20 protein-coding genes are annotated in these 15,658 nt (G+C 66.1%); 7 read left to right on the plus strand and 13 right to left on the minus strand.

The window, feature by feature from the left end:
* Nucleotides 1–63: 63 nt before the first annotated feature.
* From PX653_RS17180 to PX653_RS17195, 4 genes are all read right to left on the minus strand, one after another.
* A complete protein-coding gene (locus PX653_RS17180) occupies nt 64–654 on the minus strand; it encodes a chemotaxis protein CheW (RefSeq protein ID WP_277413976.1) in 591 nt (196 codons plus the stop codon).
* Nucleotides 651–1,019: a response regulator gene (locus tag PX653_RS17185; protein WP_277413977.1), complete on the minus strand. Its 369-nt coding sequence runs from the start codon at nt 1,017–1,019 to the stop codon at nt 651–653. The genes PX653_RS17180 and PX653_RS17185 overlap by 4 nt, the downstream gene beginning before the upstream one ends.
* 16 nt (nt 1,020–1,035) lie before the next feature.
* Nucleotides 1,036–1,431 carry a response regulator gene (locus PX653_RS17190; protein WP_277413978.1) on the minus strand — a complete coding sequence of 132 codons (396 nt, stop codon included), beginning with the start codon at nt 1,429–1,431 and terminating at the stop codon, nt 1,036–1,038.
* A gap of 189 nt (nt 1,432–1,620) precedes the next feature.
* Complete coding sequence (locus tag PX653_RS17195) at nt 1,621–1,809, minus strand: rubredoxin (protein WP_277418592.1); 189 nt, start codon at nt 1,807–1,809, stop codon at nt 1,621–1,623.
* A gap of 83 nt (nt 1,810–1,892) precedes the next feature.
* Between PX653_RS17195 and thiD the strand changes: the two genes are divergently transcribed.
* Genes thiD through PX653_RS17210 form a run of 3 tightly spaced genes read left to right on the plus strand, consistent with a single transcriptional unit; the run spans nt 1,893 to nt 4,411 of the window.
* Nucleotides 1,893–2,828, plus strand: a complete 936-nt coding sequence (thiD, locus tag PX653_RS17200) for a bifunctional hydroxymethylpyrimidine kinase/phosphomethylpyrimidine kinase (protein ID WP_277413979.1) — start codon at nt 1,893–1,895, stop codon at nt 2,826–2,828.
* On the plus strand, nt 2,825–4,123 hold the full coding sequence (hemL, locus tag PX653_RS17205) for a glutamate-1-semialdehyde 2,1-aminomutase (protein ID WP_277413980.1): 1,299 nt from the start codon (nt 2,825–2,827) through the stop codon (nt 4,121–4,123). Before thiD ends, hemL begins: the two co-directional genes overlap by 4 nt.
* Nucleotides 4,124–4,174: 51 nt before the next feature.
* Entirely contained in the window at nt 4,175–4,411 is a 237-nt protein-coding gene (locus PX653_RS17210; RefSeq protein ID WP_277413981.1) for a divalent metal cation transporter, read from the plus strand.
* Nucleotides 4,412–4,565: 154 nt separating this feature from the next.
* Here PX653_RS17210 and corA read toward each other — a convergent pair whose 3' ends face one another.
* From corA to mpl, 9 genes are all read right to left on the minus strand, one after another.
* Nucleotides 4,566–5,531 carry a magnesium/cobalt transporter CorA gene (gene corA / locus PX653_RS17215; RefSeq protein ID WP_277413982.1) on the minus strand — a complete coding sequence of 322 codons (966 nt, stop codon included), beginning with the start codon at nt 5,529–5,531 and terminating at the stop codon, nt 4,566–4,568.
* A 141-nt stretch (nt 5,532–5,672) separates the two neighbouring features.
* Nucleotides 5,673–6,059, minus strand: coding sequence for a DUF4124 domain-containing protein (locus tag PX653_RS17220; RefSeq protein ID WP_277413983.1), 387 nt, complete (start codon nt 6,057–6,059; stop codon nt 5,673–5,675).
* On the minus strand, nt 6,056–6,766 hold the full coding sequence (mtgA, locus tag PX653_RS17225; protein ID WP_277413984.1) for a monofunctional biosynthetic peptidoglycan transglycosylase: 711 nt from the start codon (nt 6,764–6,766) through the stop codon (nt 6,056–6,058). Before mtgA ends, PX653_RS17220 begins: the two co-directional genes overlap by 4 nt.
* Nucleotides 6,763–7,581: a shikimate dehydrogenase gene (aroE, locus tag PX653_RS17230; protein ID WP_277413985.1), complete on the minus strand. Its 819-nt coding sequence runs from the start codon at nt 7,579–7,581 to the stop codon at nt 6,763–6,765. Before aroE ends, mtgA begins: the two co-directional genes overlap by 4 nt.
* A 16-nt stretch (nt 7,582–7,597) precedes the next feature.
* Nucleotides 7,598–8,479 carry an energy transducer TonB gene (locus PX653_RS17235; RefSeq protein ID WP_277413986.1) on the minus strand — a complete coding sequence of 294 codons (882 nt, stop codon included), beginning with the start codon at nt 8,477–8,479 and terminating at the stop codon, nt 7,598–7,600.
* A gap of 175 nt (nt 8,480–8,654) precedes the next feature.
* The gene (locus tag PX653_RS17240) at nt 8,655–10,685 is read right to left on the minus strand and encodes an RNB domain-containing ribonuclease (RefSeq protein ID WP_277413987.1); all 2,031 of its coding nucleotides are present in this window, start codon (nt 10,683–10,685) and stop codon (nt 8,655–8,657) included.
* Entirely contained in the window at nt 10,682–11,278 is a 597-nt protein-coding gene (locus tag PX653_RS17245) for a chorismate--pyruvate lyase family protein (RefSeq protein ID WP_277413988.1), read from the minus strand. The genes PX653_RS17240 and PX653_RS17245 overlap by 4 nt, the downstream gene beginning before the upstream one ends.
* Complete coding sequence (locus PX653_RS17250; protein WP_277413989.1) at nt 11,275–11,853, minus strand: YqiA/YcfP family alpha/beta fold hydrolase; 579 nt, start codon at nt 11,851–11,853, stop codon at nt 11,275–11,277. Before PX653_RS17250 ends, PX653_RS17245 begins: the two co-directional genes overlap by 4 nt.
* The gene (gene mpl, locus PX653_RS17255) at nt 11,850–13,220 is read right to left on the minus strand and encodes a UDP-N-acetylmuramate:L-alanyl-gamma-D-glutamyl-meso-diaminopimelate ligase (protein ID WP_277413990.1); all 1,371 of its coding nucleotides are present in this window, start codon (nt 13,218–13,220) and stop codon (nt 11,850–11,852) included. Before mpl ends, PX653_RS17250 begins: the two co-directional genes overlap by 4 nt.
* Nucleotides 13,221–13,298: 78 nt before the next feature.
* Between mpl and PX653_RS17260 the strand changes: the two genes are divergently transcribed.
* The 4 genes from PX653_RS17260 (at nt 13,299) to accB (ending at nt 15,610) form a co-directional block, all read left to right on the plus strand.
* Entirely contained in the window at nt 13,299–13,931 is a 633-nt protein-coding gene (locus PX653_RS17260; RefSeq protein WP_277413991.1) for a hypothetical protein, read from the plus strand.
* Nucleotides 13,928–14,530 carry a TlpA family protein disulfide reductase gene (locus PX653_RS17265; protein ID WP_277413992.1) on the plus strand — a complete coding sequence of 201 codons (603 nt, stop codon included), beginning with the start codon at nt 13,928–13,930 and terminating at the stop codon, nt 14,528–14,530. The genes PX653_RS17260 and PX653_RS17265 overlap by 4 nt, the downstream gene beginning before the upstream one ends.
* An 81-nt stretch (nt 14,531–14,611) precedes the next feature.
* A complete protein-coding gene (gene aroQ / locus PX653_RS17270) occupies nt 14,612–15,049 on the plus strand; it encodes a type II 3-dehydroquinate dehydratase (RefSeq protein ID WP_277413993.1) in 438 nt (145 codons plus the stop codon).
* Between the two features lie 87 nt (nt 15,050–15,136).
* Nucleotides 15,137–15,610, plus strand: a complete 474-nt coding sequence (gene accB, locus PX653_RS17275; protein WP_277413994.1) for an acetyl-CoA carboxylase biotin carboxyl carrier protein — start codon at nt 15,137–15,139, stop codon at nt 15,608–15,610.
* Nucleotides 15,611–15,658: the final 48 nt, after the last annotated feature.

Here is a 15,658-nt window from a genome sequence, read left to right on the forward strand (position 1 = left end):
GGAGAAAATCCTGAATGCCATCAAATCCCCTTCTTCACGCTGTCTGTGCTGATGGTGGCTTCCCTAGCGGCCCACGTGCAGGAAACGGGGGTCCGCGACGAGCAGCGCGAGGTCGAGCCGTTGCCATGCCAGGCCATCGCTGTCGGTAAAGGTTTCGGCGCGCCAGTGCGCGCCAGCCGGTGCGCCGTCCGGCTCGGCCGCCGCCGCCGTCATGTCGGCCAGCTTGCGCAGGCCCAGCACGCGCGACACCAGCAACGCGCACGGCAGGCCCAGCGCGGGCGCGAACGTGACGAAGCGGGCCTCGGCACCCGGCTGCAGCGCCGGTTCGTCCTGGAAGCGCGCCAGGTCGACGATGCCCGTCAGGTTGCCGCGGATATTGGCCAGGCCCAGGTACCAGTCGCGCGTCAGCGGCACGGCCGCCACGCTGTGGTGCGGCACGATCTCGCCCACCTGGGTCAGGTCGAGCAGGTAATGGCGGGCGCCGATCAGCACCCCCAGCTCGCGCCCCGTCGCCACGGCTTCGCTTTGCGCCGCCTGCATGCGCTCCAGCAATTGCACCTGGTATTGACGCAGGCGGCTGCGCCGTTCCGCGCCGCCGGGCGCGCTATCGTCGCCCTCGGCGCCCGGCGGCAGGTCCGGCAGGTCGCTCGTCATTCGCCCAGTGCCGCGATCTTGGCCAGCAGGTCGGCCGCGTCCACGGGCTTGACGAGATACTCCTTCGCGCCCTGGCGCAGGCCCCAGATGCGGTCGGTCTCCTGGTTCTTGCTGGAGCAGATGATGACGGGGACATCCTGCAGCTGGGGATCGCGCGCGATCGAGCGGGTCACCTGGAAGCCGTTCGCGCCGGGCATCACCACGTCCATCAGGATGAGCTGGGGTTTCTCGATCCGGAGGCGCGCCAGCGCTTCCTCGCCGCTCTCCGCTGTGGCCACCTCGTAGCCGTGCCGGACGAGGATATCGGTGAGGTAATAACGCTCCGTGGGCGAATCGTCGACGATCAGGATTTTTTTGATGGCCATGCTTTCCTCGCTGGTCTTATTGGCCCTGGCCGGTGTGCTCGCGCACGGCGGCCAGCAGGCTGTCTTTGCTGAAGGGTTTGGTGAGATAGGCGGCCGAGCCGACCATGGCGCCGCGCGCCCGGTCGAACAGGCCGTCCTTGGAGGACAGCATCAGCACGGGCACGGCGTGGAATTTCGCGCTCTTCTTGATCAGCGCGCAGGTCTGGTAACCGTCCAGCCGGGGCATCAGGATGTCGCAGAAGATCAGCGCGGGACGATGGTCGTTGATCTTGGCCAGCGCATCGAAGCCGTCTTCGGCCAGCACGACCTCGTACCCTGCCTGGCTGAGGAAGATCTCGGCGGACCGGCGGATCGTGCTGCTGTCGTCGATCACCATGATTTTCAAACCTGTCGCTTGCGGCGTTGTCGTCATATCAATAGGCCTACTCCCGATGGGTGCTCCCGCGACCCCTGAGGCGTACGATAGCACAGGGGTGCGCCCCATGGCGGACGGGTTTTTTATACTGGCGGGATGACAGGATTGCAGACGACCACGCGCAATCCCGCCCCGGCCGCGCGCCCGGTTACCGCCGGGCTGCCAGGCCGCGCGGGCGGGCCGGGCCTACAGCGCGACCATTTCGAAGTCGTCCTTGCGGGCGCCGCATTCCGGGCAGGTCCAGTTCATCGGCACGTCTTCCCAGCGCGTGCCGGGGGCGATTCCTTCTTCCGGCAGGCCGGCCTGTTCATCGTAGATCCAGCCACAAATGAGGCACATCCAGCTCTTGAACTCCTGCGCCGCGCCGCCTTCCATATCGCTCTTCTTACTATCGCTGCTCACGTTCTGCCACCCTCAATCAAGTAAAATGCCGAATCGGGTATCTTAATCTACTGGCCGTGCAAAACCAAACTTCTCCTCTCATTCTGACCTTCGGTGTGGCCGACCCGATCGGCGCGGTCGGTGTGCATGCCGACCTGGGCGTCTTCGCGGCGCTGGGCTGCCAGGGCCTGGCGGTGACGACGGCGCTCCTGATCGGCGACAGCGCCAAGGTCGAAGACCAGCAGCACGTGGAACCGGACTGGGTCGCCGACCAGGCCCGCGTGGTGCTGGAAGACGCGCAGGTGGCCGCCTTCAAGATCGGCGCGCTCGATCACATGGAGCACATCTCGTCGATCGCGGAAGTCGTCAGCGACTATCCCGACGCCCCGCTGATCCTCGATCCCTTCGGCTCGCAGCTGCCGCCGCTGGGCGAGGACACGGATTTCGAGGAGCTGCTGACGGTGTTGCGCCAGCTGCTGGTGCCGCAGGCGACGCTGCTGATGCTGTCGCAGGTCGAACTGGGGCACATCGCTGAAACGTGGCGCGACCTGTCCAACGGCGAAACGATGGCCGACGACGCCCAGCACCTGATCGACCTCGGTTGCGAGTACGTGCTGGTGACGGGGACGCCGGCCGGCACGTCGCGCGCCGAAACGGGGCTGCGCGCCAACACGCTGTATGGCGATGGCGGCATCGTGCGGCACGACCGCTGGCAGCACCTGCCCGGGCCCTTCCTGGGCAGCGGCTGCACGCTGTCCGGGGCGATCGCGGCCTACATGGCAAAAGGGATCGAGGCGCCGCGCGCCGTCCAGCTGGCGCAGCAGTACACCCACCAGGCGCTGCTGCACGCGCGCCGCTTCGGCATGGGCAAGCTGGTGCCGGACCATTTCCATGCGCTGCACGCGCCCAGCGTGCCGCTGCGCGACGACCCGCTCGCCCAACCCATCGGCAAGCAAATGACTACGCAAGTGAGCAAGCCCGCCAGAACCAGTACCAACAGGACCAAGCAATGACGATTTCAAAGAACGACACGCTGTTCGAACGCGCGCAGAAAACCACCCCCGGCGGCGTCAACTCGCCGGTGCGGGCCTTCCGCTCCGTGGGCGGCACGCCCCGCTTCATCACGCGCGCCGAAGGCCCCTATTTCTGGGACGCGGACGGCAAGCGCTACATCGACTACATCGGCTCGTGGGGCCCGGCCATCGTCGGCCATGCCCATCCGGAAGTGGTGCAGGCGGTGCAGGAGGCGGCCACGCGCGGCCTGTCGTTCGGCGCCCCGACCGAAGCCGAGGTGATCATGGCCGAGGAGATCTCCCGCCTGGTGCCGTCGATCGAGCAGGTACGGCTGGTGTCCTCCGGCACGGAAGCCACGATGAGCGCACTGCGCCTGGCCCGTGGCGCGACGGGCCGCGACAAGATCGTCAAGTTCGAGGGCTGCTACCACGGCCACGCCGATTCCCTGCTGGTCAAGGCGGGCAGCGGCCTGCTCACGTTCGGCAATCCCACGTCGGCCGGCGTGCCGGAGGATTTCGTCAAGCACACCCTCGTCCTGGACTACAACGACGTGGCGCAGATCGAGGAAGCCTTCGGCAACTTCGGCGGCGAGATCGCCTGCGTGATCGTCGAGCCGGTGGCGGGCAACATGAACCTGATCAAGGCCACGCCGGAGTTCCTGCAGGCGCTGCGCGACCTGTGCACGCGCCATGGCGCCCTGCTGATCTTCGACGAAGTGATGTGCGGCTTCCGCGTGGGCCTGGGCGGTGCGCAGGCGCTGTACGGCATCAAGCCGGACCTGACGGCGCTGGGCAAGGTGATCGGCGGCGGCCTGCCCGTGGCCGCCTTTGGCGGCAGCGCCGAGTTGATGAGCAAGATGGCCCCGCTGGGCGCCGTCTACCAGGCCGGAACGCTGTCGGGCAACCCGATCGCCGTGGCCGCCGGCATGACGACGTTGAAGCTGATCCAGCAGCCGGGCTTCTACGACAGGCTGACCGCCAGCGCCAAGCGCCTGGCCGAAGGCCTGACGGACGTGGCGTTCGAGGAAGGCGTGACGTTCTGCGCCGACTACGAAGGCGGCATGTTCGGCCTGTACTTCAGCGAGCAGCCGCCGCGCAACTATGCCGAGATGATGGCGGGCGACCGGGCCCGCTTCAACACGTTCTTCCATGCCATGCTGGACGAAGGCGTGTACTTCGCCCCGGCCGCGTTCGAGGCGGGCTTCGTCTCGGCCGCGCACGACGACGCCGTCATCGACGCGACCATCGAAGCGGCGCGCCGCGTGTTCCGCACCCTGAAGGCCGCCGCGGCCTGATGCCCTGCGGCTCGCTTAGGGCCGCCTTGATTCCCCGCTTTGGAGCTGAAGGTGCTGGAGGCACGCGGGTTCTACGGCATCATCGCGCTGGCCACGATCGGCGGCATGGCGCTGAACTTCGCGCCGGTCGATCCCATCAAGGCATCGCTGTGGTCGGCCCAGGTCGACGGTGTCATCGCCGTGCCGATCATGGTGGTCATGGTGCTGCTGGCGCACAACCCGGTTGTGATGGGCCGCTTCACGCTGACGCGGCGGCACACGTGGTTCGGCTGGCTGGGGGGGCGGTGATGGCTGGTGCGGCGGTGGTGATGTTCGTTACCGCGTAGGCAAGTGGGTCTGTCCCCAACGGGGACTGACCCCGAAGTTTGCAATGCGTGTCGGGACGGCTGGAGAACTTCAGGGTCAGTCCCAAAGGGACAGACCCTGATGCATCAGCCAGGGCTTACTTCAACCAGCCCCGATGCCGGAAGTACAGGAACGGCGCGATGGCGCTGGTGATCATCAGCCCCCACGCCCACGAGTAGCCGTAGGTCCAGTTCAGCTCAGGCAGGATCTTGAAGTTCATGCCGTACACGCTGGCGATCAGGGTCGGCGGCAGGAAGGCCACGCTGGCGACCGAGAAGATCTTGATGATCTTGTTCTGGTTGATGTTGATGAAGCCGACGGTGGCGTCCATCAGGAAGTTGATCTTGTCGAACAAAAAGGAGGTGTGGCCGTCCAGCGATTCGATGTCGCGCAGGATCTGGCGTGCTTCCTCGAACTGCTCGGCGTTCAAGAGGCGGCCGCGCATCAGGAAGCTGACGGCGCGGCGCGTGTCCATCATGTTGCGGCGGATCCGCCCGTTCAGGTCTTCCTCGTGGGCGATGGCGGACAGCGCGTCGGCCGCGTCCTTGTCCGTGAACTCCTCCTGCAGCACGCGGCCCGACACTTCCTCCAGCTTCTGGTAGATGCCCTCGAGCGCATCGGCCGAGTATTCGGCGTCGGTGGCGTACAGGTCCAGCAGCACGTCCATGTAGTCGGCGATCGAGCCGGGCCGCGAGCGGGCGCGCATGCGCACCAGGCGGAACACGGGCAGGTCGTCCGTATGGACGGAGAACAGCATTTTCTTGGCCAGGATGAAGGCGACGGTGACGACGCGCGACGGGCCGTCGTCTTCTTCCAGCAGGAAGTCGGTACGCAGGTGCAGGTCGCCGTTTTCCGCTTCGTAGTAGCGGGCCGAGGCCTCGATGTCCTTGACTTCGTCCTCGCCCGGCAGGATCACGCCGTAGATCGTCTTGACCCAGGCCCGTTCGTCGTCGTTCGGGTCGGTCAGGTCGACCCACACCGGTGCCACGGATTCAAGATCTTCGCGCGTCTCGATAGGCACCTGGTTGAGCCGGCCATTTTGTAAAACGAACACATTGATCATAGGCACACTCTCAGCCGGGTGGATCAGGCGCGCGGGGCGCAAAATTCAAAACAGCGCAAGTGTACCCGCAAAGGCTGGCGCCAGACCATACCGCCCGGCTACTTTTTGTTCCTTCCGCTTAGAAAAACGGTCGCCGTGGCGTCACGGCATCGCCCGCTCCAGCATTTTTTCGCGCAAGCCCGCATCGGCCGGCGCATCGGCCGGCGCATCGGCCGGCGCCGGCGGCGCCTTGGGCGGCTCGATGCCGCGCGAGTCATGGATCGGAATGACCTTGCCGCGGCTGCCGCACTCCGTGTTCGAGATGACGGTCTTGCCGTCGATCGTGCACTTGCGCAGGGGCGCAGAAGACACAACCGGCGCGGTGGACGGCGCCGTCACCGCTGCCGCCTTGCCGGTGACCTTCTGCCAACCCTCGGCAAACAGGTTGCGCTCGTGCCGCATCGAGAACAGCGCGGCCATCGCCAGCGCCGCGAGCAGCGCCATCGCGACGGCGACGGCGACGAGGCTGATGCCGGCCTGGCGCCTCATGGCAGCTCCGCCGATCCCATGCGCTTGAGGATGATCGCCGTGCGCCGGTTCAGGTACTTCGTGTTGCGGTGCGCGTCGTAGTAGCGCGGGTTGGGCAGCATCACGGCCAGCTTGGCGGCCTGGGAGGCGCCCAGCTTCGACGCGGGAATCCGGTAGTAATAGCGGGCGGCCGCCTCGGCGCCATAGATGCCGCGGCCGAATTCCACCACGTTCAGGTAGATCTCGAAGATGCGCTGCTTGTCCATCAGCGCTTCCAGCATGTACGCAATGATCAGCTCCTGGCCCTTGCGCAGGTAGCTGCGCGAGCCGGACAGGAACAGGTTCTTGGCCAGCTGCTGCGTGATGGTGGAACCGCCGTGCGTGACCTTGCCGCGCTTGTCGTTGCGCTCGAAGGCTTTTTCCAGCGCGTCCCAATCGACGCCGTCGTGGTCGGAGAAATTGGCATCCTCGGAGGCGATGATGGCCCGTTTCAGGTTGCGCGAGATGCGCTCGTACGGCACCCACTGCTGGCGCACGGTGGCATCCGGGTCCTTCTCGCGCATGACGGCCTGCTGCTGGCGCATGAAGGCCGTCATCGTCGGGTCATGGTCGACCCACCACCAGATCTGGACGAAAAAATAGGCCTGCACGGCCAGGAACAATACGATGGGAAGGATGAAGACCCATTTGACCCAGGCCCAGCGCCCGGGCGATTTGCTTTTTGTCATAGTGTTTGACGCATCGATGCCAATACCGCCGCCGTGTCCGGACGCACGCCGCGCCAGCCCAGGAACGCTTCGGCCGCCTGTTCCACCAGCATGCCCAGGCCGTCGCGCGGCACCGCCCCGGACGCCTTTGCAAACTGCAGGAACACCGTCGGCTCCTTGCCGTACATCATATCCAATGCCAGCGTGCCCGGGTGGAATACCGACGCCGGGATGGGCGGCAGGTCCGCCTGCAGGCTGGCCGATGTTGCGTTAATGACGATATCGAAGCTGCCGGTCACGTCGCCGAAGCCGCCCGCCGACAGCACGCCCATGCCGCCCAGCGCCGCGAACTGCGCCACCAGCGCCTGGGCGGTGGCCACCGTGCGGTTGGCGATGACCAGTGCGGCGGGCCGGTGTTCCAGCAGCGGCAGCACGGCCCCGCGCGCGGCGCCGCCGGCCCCCAGCAGCAGCACGCGCCGGCCCGCGATGGCCACGCCGGCGTTGTGCACGATGTCGGCGACCAGGCCGGCGCCGTCCGTGTTGTCGCCCGTGATGCCGTGCTCGTCGAACAGCAGCGTGTTGACGGCGCCAGCGGCCTGGGCGCGGATCGTCAGCGCATTGGCCAGCTTGTGCGCTTCCAGCTTGAACGGCACCGTCACGTTGGCGCCCTTGCCGCCCTCGGCGACGAAGGCCTGGACCGCGGCCGGGAAGCCGTCCAGTGGCGCCAGGCGCTTGTCGTAGGCGAGCTGCTGGCCCGTCTGGGCGGCAAAGGCGGCGTGGATGTCGGGCGATTTGCTGTGGGCGATGGGATTGCCGAAAACGCAGTAGCGGTCCATGGATGTCCTGGGTTTCTCAGTTCGCGCTGTTCAGGTCAGCTTCGAGTTTTTGTTCGCGGGTGAATTTGAAGCGGGTGATGATGACCCACAGGTCGTCCTTGTCGGTCGACAGCATATTGGGCGGGAACTTGCCGAAGGGGGCGGCGCGGCGGACGATGTTGATGGCCGCGTCGTCCAGCGCCGGGTTGCCGGAACTGGTCTGCACCTTGATGCCGCCCTCCTTTGTATATAGCGTGCCGTCCTGGAAGATGGGAATCTGCAGCACCAGTTCGCCGTACAGCTTGCGCCCGTTCTTCTGCGGGAAATTCAAGGTGCCGATGTCCTCCACGCGGCGCTGGAACTGCTTGTAATACATCGCATAGCCCACCTGCTGCGTGCTGGGGGTGATGTAGGTACGGCGCGGGCGCTTGTTCTCGTCCTCGATGCGCTGCGTGATCTCGGCCGCCATGCGCGCGATGGCCTTGCTGCTCTCGACCAGGTCGGCGCCGCTCGGCACGGGGTCCGGCTGCTTTTCCTCGCTGACGGGCGCCGCGCGGTACGGCGTCTTCTTCACCTGCGTCATCAGGGCGTCCTGCTTCGCCTGCAGCTCCTCGATGCGCTTGCGGGTGGCCGTGATGCTGTCGCCATCGTCCATCTTGCGCATGTCCGGCAGGGGCGACTTGGAGCGGCCCTTGTCGGCGTTGCCGCCGCCTTCCAGGTTGGCCTGCGCCAGCGCATCGGCCTTGAGCGGCTTGTTGGCGTGCTTGGCATTGACGAGGATGACTTCCAGCGTGGGATCGGTCGGGGCGATCTTGAACGCCGTGGGCGCCACGAAGCGCACTCCCAGCAACGCCGCATGCGCTGCGACGGAGACGGCCAGGGCAATCAGGAGGAACCGGTTTTCTTGAAGAGACTTCACGGGCAGCGGGGGAAGCTATGCGGAATGCGTCATTCTACCCGCCAACCCATGACACAGACGGCTTTTTGCATGCAGGCCGGCGGCGCAGCGTCGACCCAGGGCAGAATCTGGGGTCAGACCCGCCGGGTCTGACCCCGGCCCTTCGCCGTTGGGTGAAAAGCGAGCAGGGTCGTCCTCAAACTGTGGGCGGCTGCTCTGCCGCTTCGGCTTTCTCGTCGGCCGGCTGGTCCGGATCGGGGACCAGTTCCGGCACCGTTTCGCCCACCAGCTCCTCTTCGTCGAAGTCGACGTCGGCCGCCGCCTGGTCGGCCGGGATTTCCAGCAGGCGCGTTTCGATCGACAGGTCCACCTCGTCCCAGCGCAGCACGTCCAGCTTGACGGCGGCGCCGCGCGCCACCGATGGCATGCCCGGCAGGCGGATGATCAGCGGAATTTCCGTCAGGCGCAGCACTTCGTCCTTCAGCACGACGGCGTCGACCTGCTTGGCGTCGTTCTGGCCCAGCCAGCGCAGGCACCAGTAGCGCTCCATATTGGCCTGGTGGTCGGCATAGGCCGCGTAGGCGGCATCGAACGCCGACACGATGGCGAACAGGTTGGCGTCCTTCTGCTTGAACGGCGCCACCAGCGGGGCCATCACGCCCTTCTCGGCGACAGCCAGGATCTGCCACTGGTTGACGAGGTCCGTATAGCGCCGCAGCGGCGACGTGCTCCATGCGTACTGGTCCACGCCCAGGCCCTGGTGCGGCGCCGCGTGCGTCACCATGCGCACCTGCATCTTGGCGTTCCAGCCGCCCACGCCCTGGCCCTGGCTGCGGTAGATGCCGGGCACGCCGTGGTCGTGCATCAGCTTGCCCCATGTGCTGTTGGCGAAGATCATCAGCTCGGCGACGATCTTGTCCAGCGGCGCGCCGCGCTTGCGGCGCGTGATCGTGACGACGTCGTCTTCCACGTAGAAGTTGAAGTCGACGCGGTTGTTCTGCTCCGGCTTCAGGCCGAACGCCTCGCGCTTGACCATGCGGCCCGCCTCCAGGTGGCGCGCCCAGCCCCACAGCAACGTCAGTTCGGCCTTGCGCGGGTACTCGCCTTCGCCATTGGCCAGCGTTTCCTCGTTGACGACGTCGTCCAGCTCGTTGTGGCGCAGGTTATTGGCGATCGGCACCAGTTCCGCCTTCGTCTCGGTCGAGACGACGGACCAGTCCGCCGGGTCCAGGGTCGCGTACAGCGACAGCGCCGGGCAGGTCTTGCCTTCGGCCAGCGTGAACGCGTTGACGACGCTGTCCGGCAGCATCGTGATCTTGTCGCCCGGCATATAAACGGTGGACATGCGCGCGCGCGCGATCTTGTCGATCGCGTCGTCCGGCTTGATGCCCAGGCCGGGGGCGGCGATGTGGATGCCGATGCGCACCTTGCCGTCGGCCAGGTGGACGACGGAGAACGCGTCGTCGATCTCGGTCGTCGTCACGTCGTCGATGGAAAACGCCTCGACGGCGGCGACCGGCAGGCCGGCGGGCGCCGCCGGCACGGCCACATCCGGGAAACCGTGGCCCTTGGGGAAGTTCTCGAACAGGAACTTGGCCATGTGCAGGTCCTTGGCCGAGCCGATCCCGCCCACCGCCAGCATCAGCCGCGCGGGCGTCGTGTGCAGTTCGTTGCAGGCCGCGTCCAGTGCCTTGTACTCGATGGTGTTCTTGTCCGGCTTGAACAGCAGCTGCTGGACGATATTCTGCATCGACGCGGGCAGGCGGTTTTCCTTCAGCTCGTCCACGAATTGCTGCTGCACGATGGCCTGCTGCTTCTTCTTCTCGATGCCGGCCAATGCCGCTTTCAACGTCTGCTCCGGCGCGGCCTTGTAGCGGCCGCGGCCCTTCTTGTGGAAGTAGATGGGCGCCGAATGCAGCGCCAGGATCAGGCCCGCCGCTTCGTGCGGCAGCGGCGCATGGCCGAAATATTCCGCGCCCAGTTCCGTGAAGCCGAACTCCTCCTCGCCCGCCACTTCCCACAGGAAGTCGAGATCGACGTCCGCCGCCACGGCCTTGGCCTGCTCCAGCAGCACGTCCGGCGCCGGCTTCTCGTACTGCAGCAGCACGTCGCGCGCCTTGACCTTGCTGCGTTTGCCGCTGGCCATCTCGACCTGACAGGCTTCGCCAGCCTGGGACAGCACGGTACCGACCTTGAAATCGCCGGATTCTTCAAAAAAGACGTTCATGTTTCTCTCGTATTCGATGTTCGTGGGACCAGCCGGGTGACGCGGGGCAGGAACACCTCCGTCACCAGCAGCGTGCCCTGGCGGCGCCGGTACAGGCAGCGCCGTGCATACAGCAGTTGTTCTTCCAGCGCGGCATGGTCCTCGGCCGCCAGCGCCGCGCGCGCGCGCAAGGCCAGCGGGTGGCTGGCCCGCAGCCGCGCATATTCCAGTGTGCCGCGCGTCACGCGCGGGTCGCCGAACAATGTCGTGCCCAGCGAGCGCTCGCCCAGCGCGGAAAACAGGGGCCAGTCGGTGGCGTCGGCACTCATCGGCACAACCGTGTGGGCAAACACCACGGGCGCATTATCACACCGCAGCAGCACCTCCCGTTCCCACACCCGCCCGGGCCGGTGCAGGCCGATGGCGCGCGCCTCGTCCGAGAGGCAGGTGGCGACGTGCTGGTGCAGCACCTGCACGCGGAACGTGTCGGCGTGGCTTTTCAGCTTGGCCGTCAGCGAGCCGCCGGCCGTCAGCCAGTGGCGCAGCGGCGGCGGCGCGTTGACGGCCAGGACGTGGCCCACCCAGTTGGCCTGGCGCAGCGAGCGTTCCCTCATGCGGCGCCATGCACCCGGCCGAACGCCAGCACCTCGTCCACGTAGTCGGCAAACTCGCTGATGCCATGGTCGCTGCCGTCGATGACGTGCTGGCGCGCGCCAGGGTAATGGGCCACCATCGTGCGGTAGTCCAGCACCTCGTCGCCGGTGGCGGCGATCAGGAAGTACCGTTCGGGGCGCGTGATCGCCGGCACGGCGAAGGCACGCAGCTCGTCGATGTATTCGCGCTTGAACTCGAATGGCTCGTCGCTGTGGTACATCGTCGTGACGCCCACGTGCTTGTCGAGATCGCGCAGCGGCGTCACGGCGGGGTTCAACAGCACGGCGCGGCAGCCCAGGCGCTCGGCCATCCAGGTGGCGTAGTAGCCGCCCAGCGACGAGCCGACGATGCACAGCTCGTCGGCCGGCACGTGTGCCACCAGCGCGAACGCCTGTTCCATCGCCAGCTTCGGCGACGCCGGCAGCTGCGGCGCAATGTACTCGTGCGCGCGGCCCAGCGCCGCCATCCGTCCGGCCAGCAGCCGCCCCTTCATCGACAGCGGCGACGAGCGGAAGCCATGCAGGTACAGGATCATGCCGCCAGCGCGTCCAGCAGTTTCTGGTGCACGCCGCCGAAGCCGCCGTTGCTCATCACGACGACGTGGTCGCCCGGGCGCGCCTGCCCGACGATGGCCTTGACCATCAGGTCCAGGTCCTCGTAGGCCGAAGCGGTCGAGCCCATCGGCGCCAGTGCCGAGGCCAGGCTCCAGCCCAGCGCCTTCTCGCTGCCGAAACCGAACACCAGGTCCGCGTCGACCAGGCTGCCCGGCAGCGCATCCTTCATCGCACCCAGCTTCATCGTGTTCGAGCGGGGCTCCAGCACGGCCAGGATGCGGGTGTCCTTGCCCAGCTTCTGGCGCAGGCCGCCCACCGTCGTGGCGATCGCCGTCGGGTGGTGGGCGAAATCGTCGTACACCGTGACGCCCTTGGCGACGCCGCGCACTTCCATGCGCCGCTTGACGCTCTCGAATTTTGCCAGCGCCTTGGCCGCCTGCGCGATCGGCACGCCGACGTTGCGGGCGGCGGCGATCGCGGCCAGCGCATTGCTGCGGTTATGCTTGCCGGTCAGTTTCCATTCGACGGTGCCTTCGAACTGGCCGTTGAACAGCACGTCGAAGCTGCCGTCCGGATGTTCCTTCATCGTCCAGTTGCTGCCCTCCGCCCCGCCGAACGTTTCCTTTTCGCTCCAGCAGCCGCGCCGGATCACGCGCTGCAGCGCGTCCTCGTCGCCGTTGACGACCACGCGGCCGATGCCCGGCACGGTGCGCACCAGGTGGTGGAACTGCGTCTCGATGGCGGCCAGGTCCGGGAAGATGTCGGCGTGGTCGTATTCCAGGTTGTTGAGTATCGCCGTCCTGGCGTGGTAATGCACGAACTTGCTGCGCTTGTCGAAGAAGGCCGTGTCGTATTCATCCGCCTCGATGACGAAGAACTCGGAATCGGCGCCCGGGCCGGTCAGCCGCGCCGACACGCCGAAGTTCATCGGCACGCCGCCGATCAGGAAGCCCGGCGCGTAACCCGCATCTTCCAGGATCCAGGCCAGCATGGCCGACGTGGTCGTCTTGCCGTGCGTGCCCGCCACCGCCAGCACCCACTTGTGGCGCAGGATGTGTTCGCCCATCCACTGCGGCCCGGACACGTACGGCAGGCCGCGGTTGAGGATCTCCTCCACCAGCTCGTTGCCGCGCGAGACCACGTTGCCGATCACGTACAGGTCCGGGTTCAGGTTGACCTGGTCCTTGTCGAACCCCTGGATCAGCTCGATGCCCTGGGCTTCCAGCTGGGTGCTCATCGGCGGATAGACGTTGGCATCGCAGCCCGTTACCTTGTGGCCGGCTTCCTTGGCCAGCACGGCCAGGCCGCCCATGAAGGTGCCGCAAATGCCGAGAATGTGGATATGCATGATGGTAGCGCTCGATAGTCAGGTTCGGGATTTTACCCGACGCGCGGGTTTTCCCCGGTTCAGCGTATGATCACGGCTATGATGCACAACCCTTCCGACGACATCGCGCAGTTGCGCACGGAGATCGCCGCCCTGGCGGCGCGCATGATCGCGCAGGACGGCGCCGACTACGGCGCGGCCAAGCGCAAGGCCGCGCGCCAGATCCTGGGCGAGTCGCAGGCCAATGCCCGGCGCGATGCGCTGCCCGACGACCTGCAGATCGAGGAAGCGGTGCGCCAGTACCACGCATTGTTCAACGCGGCCACGCAGCCGGCGCGCCTGCATCGCCTGCGCACGATCGCGCTCGAAGTGATGGAACAGCTGGCGGACCACAACCCGTTCCTGACGGGAGCGGTACTGAACGGCACCGCCGGGGAACATGACGAGATCCACCTGCAGCTCTTTGCCGACAGCGCCAAGGAAGTACAGATCTGGCTGCTGAACAAGAACGTCAATATAGAGATCGGCGAAACGGACCACTTCAAGGGGCCGCGCCACGATCCCGTGGAGACGGTCAGCTTCGTCTACCGCGACGAAGGCGTGCACGTGGAGCTGTACGAGCAGCACGACCTGCGCGGCGCGAAAAAGCAGCGCAGCGGCGACCGGCCCGCCCGGATCGACATCGCCGGACTGCGCACACTATTAATATCAGACCCTGAAACCGAAGCATGAAAAAATCGCACCTGCTGGCCTATGGCGTCATCGCCGTCCTGTTCGGCGTAACCGGCGCCTGGATGGGCCAGAAAACGAAACCGGCCCCGGAGCCGCTGACCATGACGCCGCCCCCGGCCGCGCCGGCAACCGGCACCGCGACGCCGGGCGCCGCCCCCGCGGACAGCAACGGGCGTACCGGGGCCGTCGAAGCCCTGTTCAGCCAATGGATGCCGGACGACAAAGGGACGCAGCAGTCGCTGGCACAGTGGCAAGGCAAGCCCCTGCTGGTCAATTTCTGGGCACCGTGGTGTGCGCCGTGCGTGCAGGAAATGCCGGAACTGTCGCAGCTGCAGTCCGGCGGCAAGTACAAGGACCTGCAGGTCGTGGGCATCGGCATCGATACGCCAGCGAACATCGCCGAGTTCAACAAGAAATTCAAGATTGCCTATCCCCTGCTGGTCGGCGGCAGCACCGGGACGGAGCTGTCGCGCATTCTGGGGAATGCCCAGGGCGGCCTGCCATTCACCGTCCTGATCGGGGCCGACGGCGCGGTCAAGAAGGCCTATCTGGGCCGGCTGAACTTCGAGAAGCTGGAAAAGGACCTGGCCGCGTTATAGACATTTTGACATGTTCTTTTTTCTTGCCAATGGTCGCGCTTGACGGCAAAATGCGGAACTTTCGCGGACATGGTCAGGAACATGGCAAAACACTTGCTGCTGCTGAACGGCCCCAACCTGAATCTGCTGGGGACGCGCGAGCCTCATATCTATGGTGCCACGACGTTGGCCGATGTGGAGCAGGCTGCGCGGGAACAGGCAGCGGCAGCGGGCGCACAGCTGGCCGCGTTCCAGAGCAACCACGAGGGAGCATTGATCGACCGGATCCACGCGGCGCGGGCCGAAGGCGTGGACTACATCGTCATCAATCCCGGCGGCTACACCCACACGAGCGTCGCGCTGCGCGATGCGCTGGCCGGTGTCGCCATCCCGTTCGTGGAAGTCCACATATCGAATATTTATCAGCGCGAAGCATTTCGCCACCATTCCTATCTCAGTGCGATCGCGACAGGGACGATCTGCGGACTCGGCATCGCGGGATACCGGCTCGCCATCGACTTTGCCCTAAAAAGCAGTTAATCTACGCGATCTGCACGCATTTTCGCGCTCCTGCCCATAAGGCCGCAGCGCTTACCCTTACCAAAACAAGATAAAACGGAGTCTCAGATGGATTTACGCAAGCTCAAGACGTTGATTGACTTGGTTGCCGAATCGGATATTGCGGAACTCGAAGTGACCGAAGGCGAGAGCAAGGTCCGGATCGTCAAATCCTCCGCCATGCCGCAGAACCAGGTCGTCATGATGCCGTCCCAGGGCGCTCCGGCCCAGTTTGCTCCGGTGGCCGTGCCAAGCGCCGCGGCCGCACCTGCCGCCAACAGCGCGCCTGCCGCGCCCGCGGAACCGACCGGCCACGTGGTCAAGTCGCCGATGGTGGGCACGTTCTATCGTTCCTCCGCGCCAGGCAAGGAACCGTTCGTCGAGGTGGGCCAGTCAATCAAGGAAGGCGATACGCTGTGCATCATCGAAGCGATGAAGCTGCTCAACGAAATCGACGCCGACAAGACCGGCACCATCACCCAGATCCTGGTCGAGAACGGCCAGCCGGTAGAATTCGGCCAGCCGCTGTTCGTGATCGGCTAAGACCCGGACGGCGGCCGCCAGTGGCCGCGCCGGGCAGCACCTCCTCAT

Source organism: Pseudoduganella chitinolytica (genome assembly GCF_029028125.1).
Lineage (GTDB): Bacteria > Pseudomonadota > Gammaproteobacteria > Burkholderiales > Burkholderiaceae_D > Rugamonas > Rugamonas chitinolytica.

What these genes read in the sequence shown, in the direction of transcription:
- PX653_RS17180 (WP_277413976.1), bottom strand. Translation starts at nt 654, where the DNA reads ATGACGAGCGACCTGCCGGACCTGCCGCCGGGCGCCGAGGGCGACGAT.
- PX653_RS17185 (WP_277413977.1), bottom strand. Translation starts at nt 1,019, where the DNA reads ATGGCCATCAAAAAAATCCTGATCGTCGACGATTCGCCCACGGAGCGT.
- PX653_RS17190 (WP_277413978.1), bottom strand. Translation starts at nt 1,431, where the DNA reads ATGACGACAACGCCGCAAGCGACAGGTTTGAAAATCATGGTGATCGAC.
- PX653_RS17195 (WP_277418592.1), bottom strand. Translation starts at nt 1,809, where the DNA reads ATGGAAGGCGGCGCGGCGCAGGAGTTCAAGAGCTGGATGTGCCTCATT.
- hemL (WP_277413980.1), top strand. Translation starts at nt 2,825, where the DNA reads ATGACGATTTCAAAGAACGACACGCTGTTCGAACGCGCGCAGAAAACC.
- corA (WP_277413982.1), bottom strand. Translation starts at nt 5,531, where the DNA reads ATGATCAATGTGTTCGTTTTACAAAATGGCCGGCTCAACCAGGTGCCT.
- PX653_RS17220 (WP_277413983.1), bottom strand. Translation starts at nt 6,059, where the DNA reads ATGAGGCGCCAGGCCGGCATCAGCCTCGTCGCCGTCGCCGTCGCGATG.
- mtgA (WP_277413984.1), bottom strand. Translation starts at nt 6,766, where the DNA reads ATGACAAAAAGCAAATCGCCCGGGCGCTGGGCCTGGGTCAAATGGGTC.
- aroE (WP_277413985.1), bottom strand. Translation starts at nt 7,581, where the DNA reads ATGGACCGCTACTGCGTTTTCGGCAATCCCATCGCCCACAGCAAATCG.
- PX653_RS17240 (WP_277413987.1), bottom strand. Translation starts at nt 10,685, where the DNA reads ATGAACGTCTTTTTTGAAGAATCCGGCGATTTCAAGGTCGGTACCGTG.
- PX653_RS17245 (WP_277413988.1), bottom strand. Translation starts at nt 11,278, where the DNA reads ATGAGGGAACGCTCGCTGCGCCAGGCCAACTGGGTGGGCCACGTCCTG.
- PX653_RS17250 (WP_277413989.1), bottom strand. Translation starts at nt 11,853, where the DNA reads ATGATCCTGTACCTGCATGGCTTCCGCTCGTCGCCGCTGTCGATGAAG.
- mpl (WP_277413990.1), bottom strand. Translation starts at nt 13,220, where the DNA reads ATGCATATCCACATTCTCGGCATTTGCGGCACCTTCATGGGCGGCCTG.
- PX653_RS17260 (WP_277413991.1), top strand. Translation starts at nt 13,299, where the DNA reads ATGATGCACAACCCTTCCGACGACATCGCGCAGTTGCGCACGGAGATC.
- PX653_RS17265 (WP_277413992.1), top strand. Translation starts at nt 13,928, where the DNA reads ATGAAAAAATCGCACCTGCTGGCCTATGGCGTCATCGCCGTCCTGTTC.
- aroQ (WP_277413993.1), top strand. Translation starts at nt 14,612, where the DNA reads ATGGCAAAACACTTGCTGCTGCTGAACGGCCCCAACCTGAATCTGCTG.
- accB (WP_277413994.1), top strand. Translation starts at nt 15,137, where the DNA reads ATGGATTTACGCAAGCTCAAGACGTTGATTGACTTGGTTGCCGAATCG.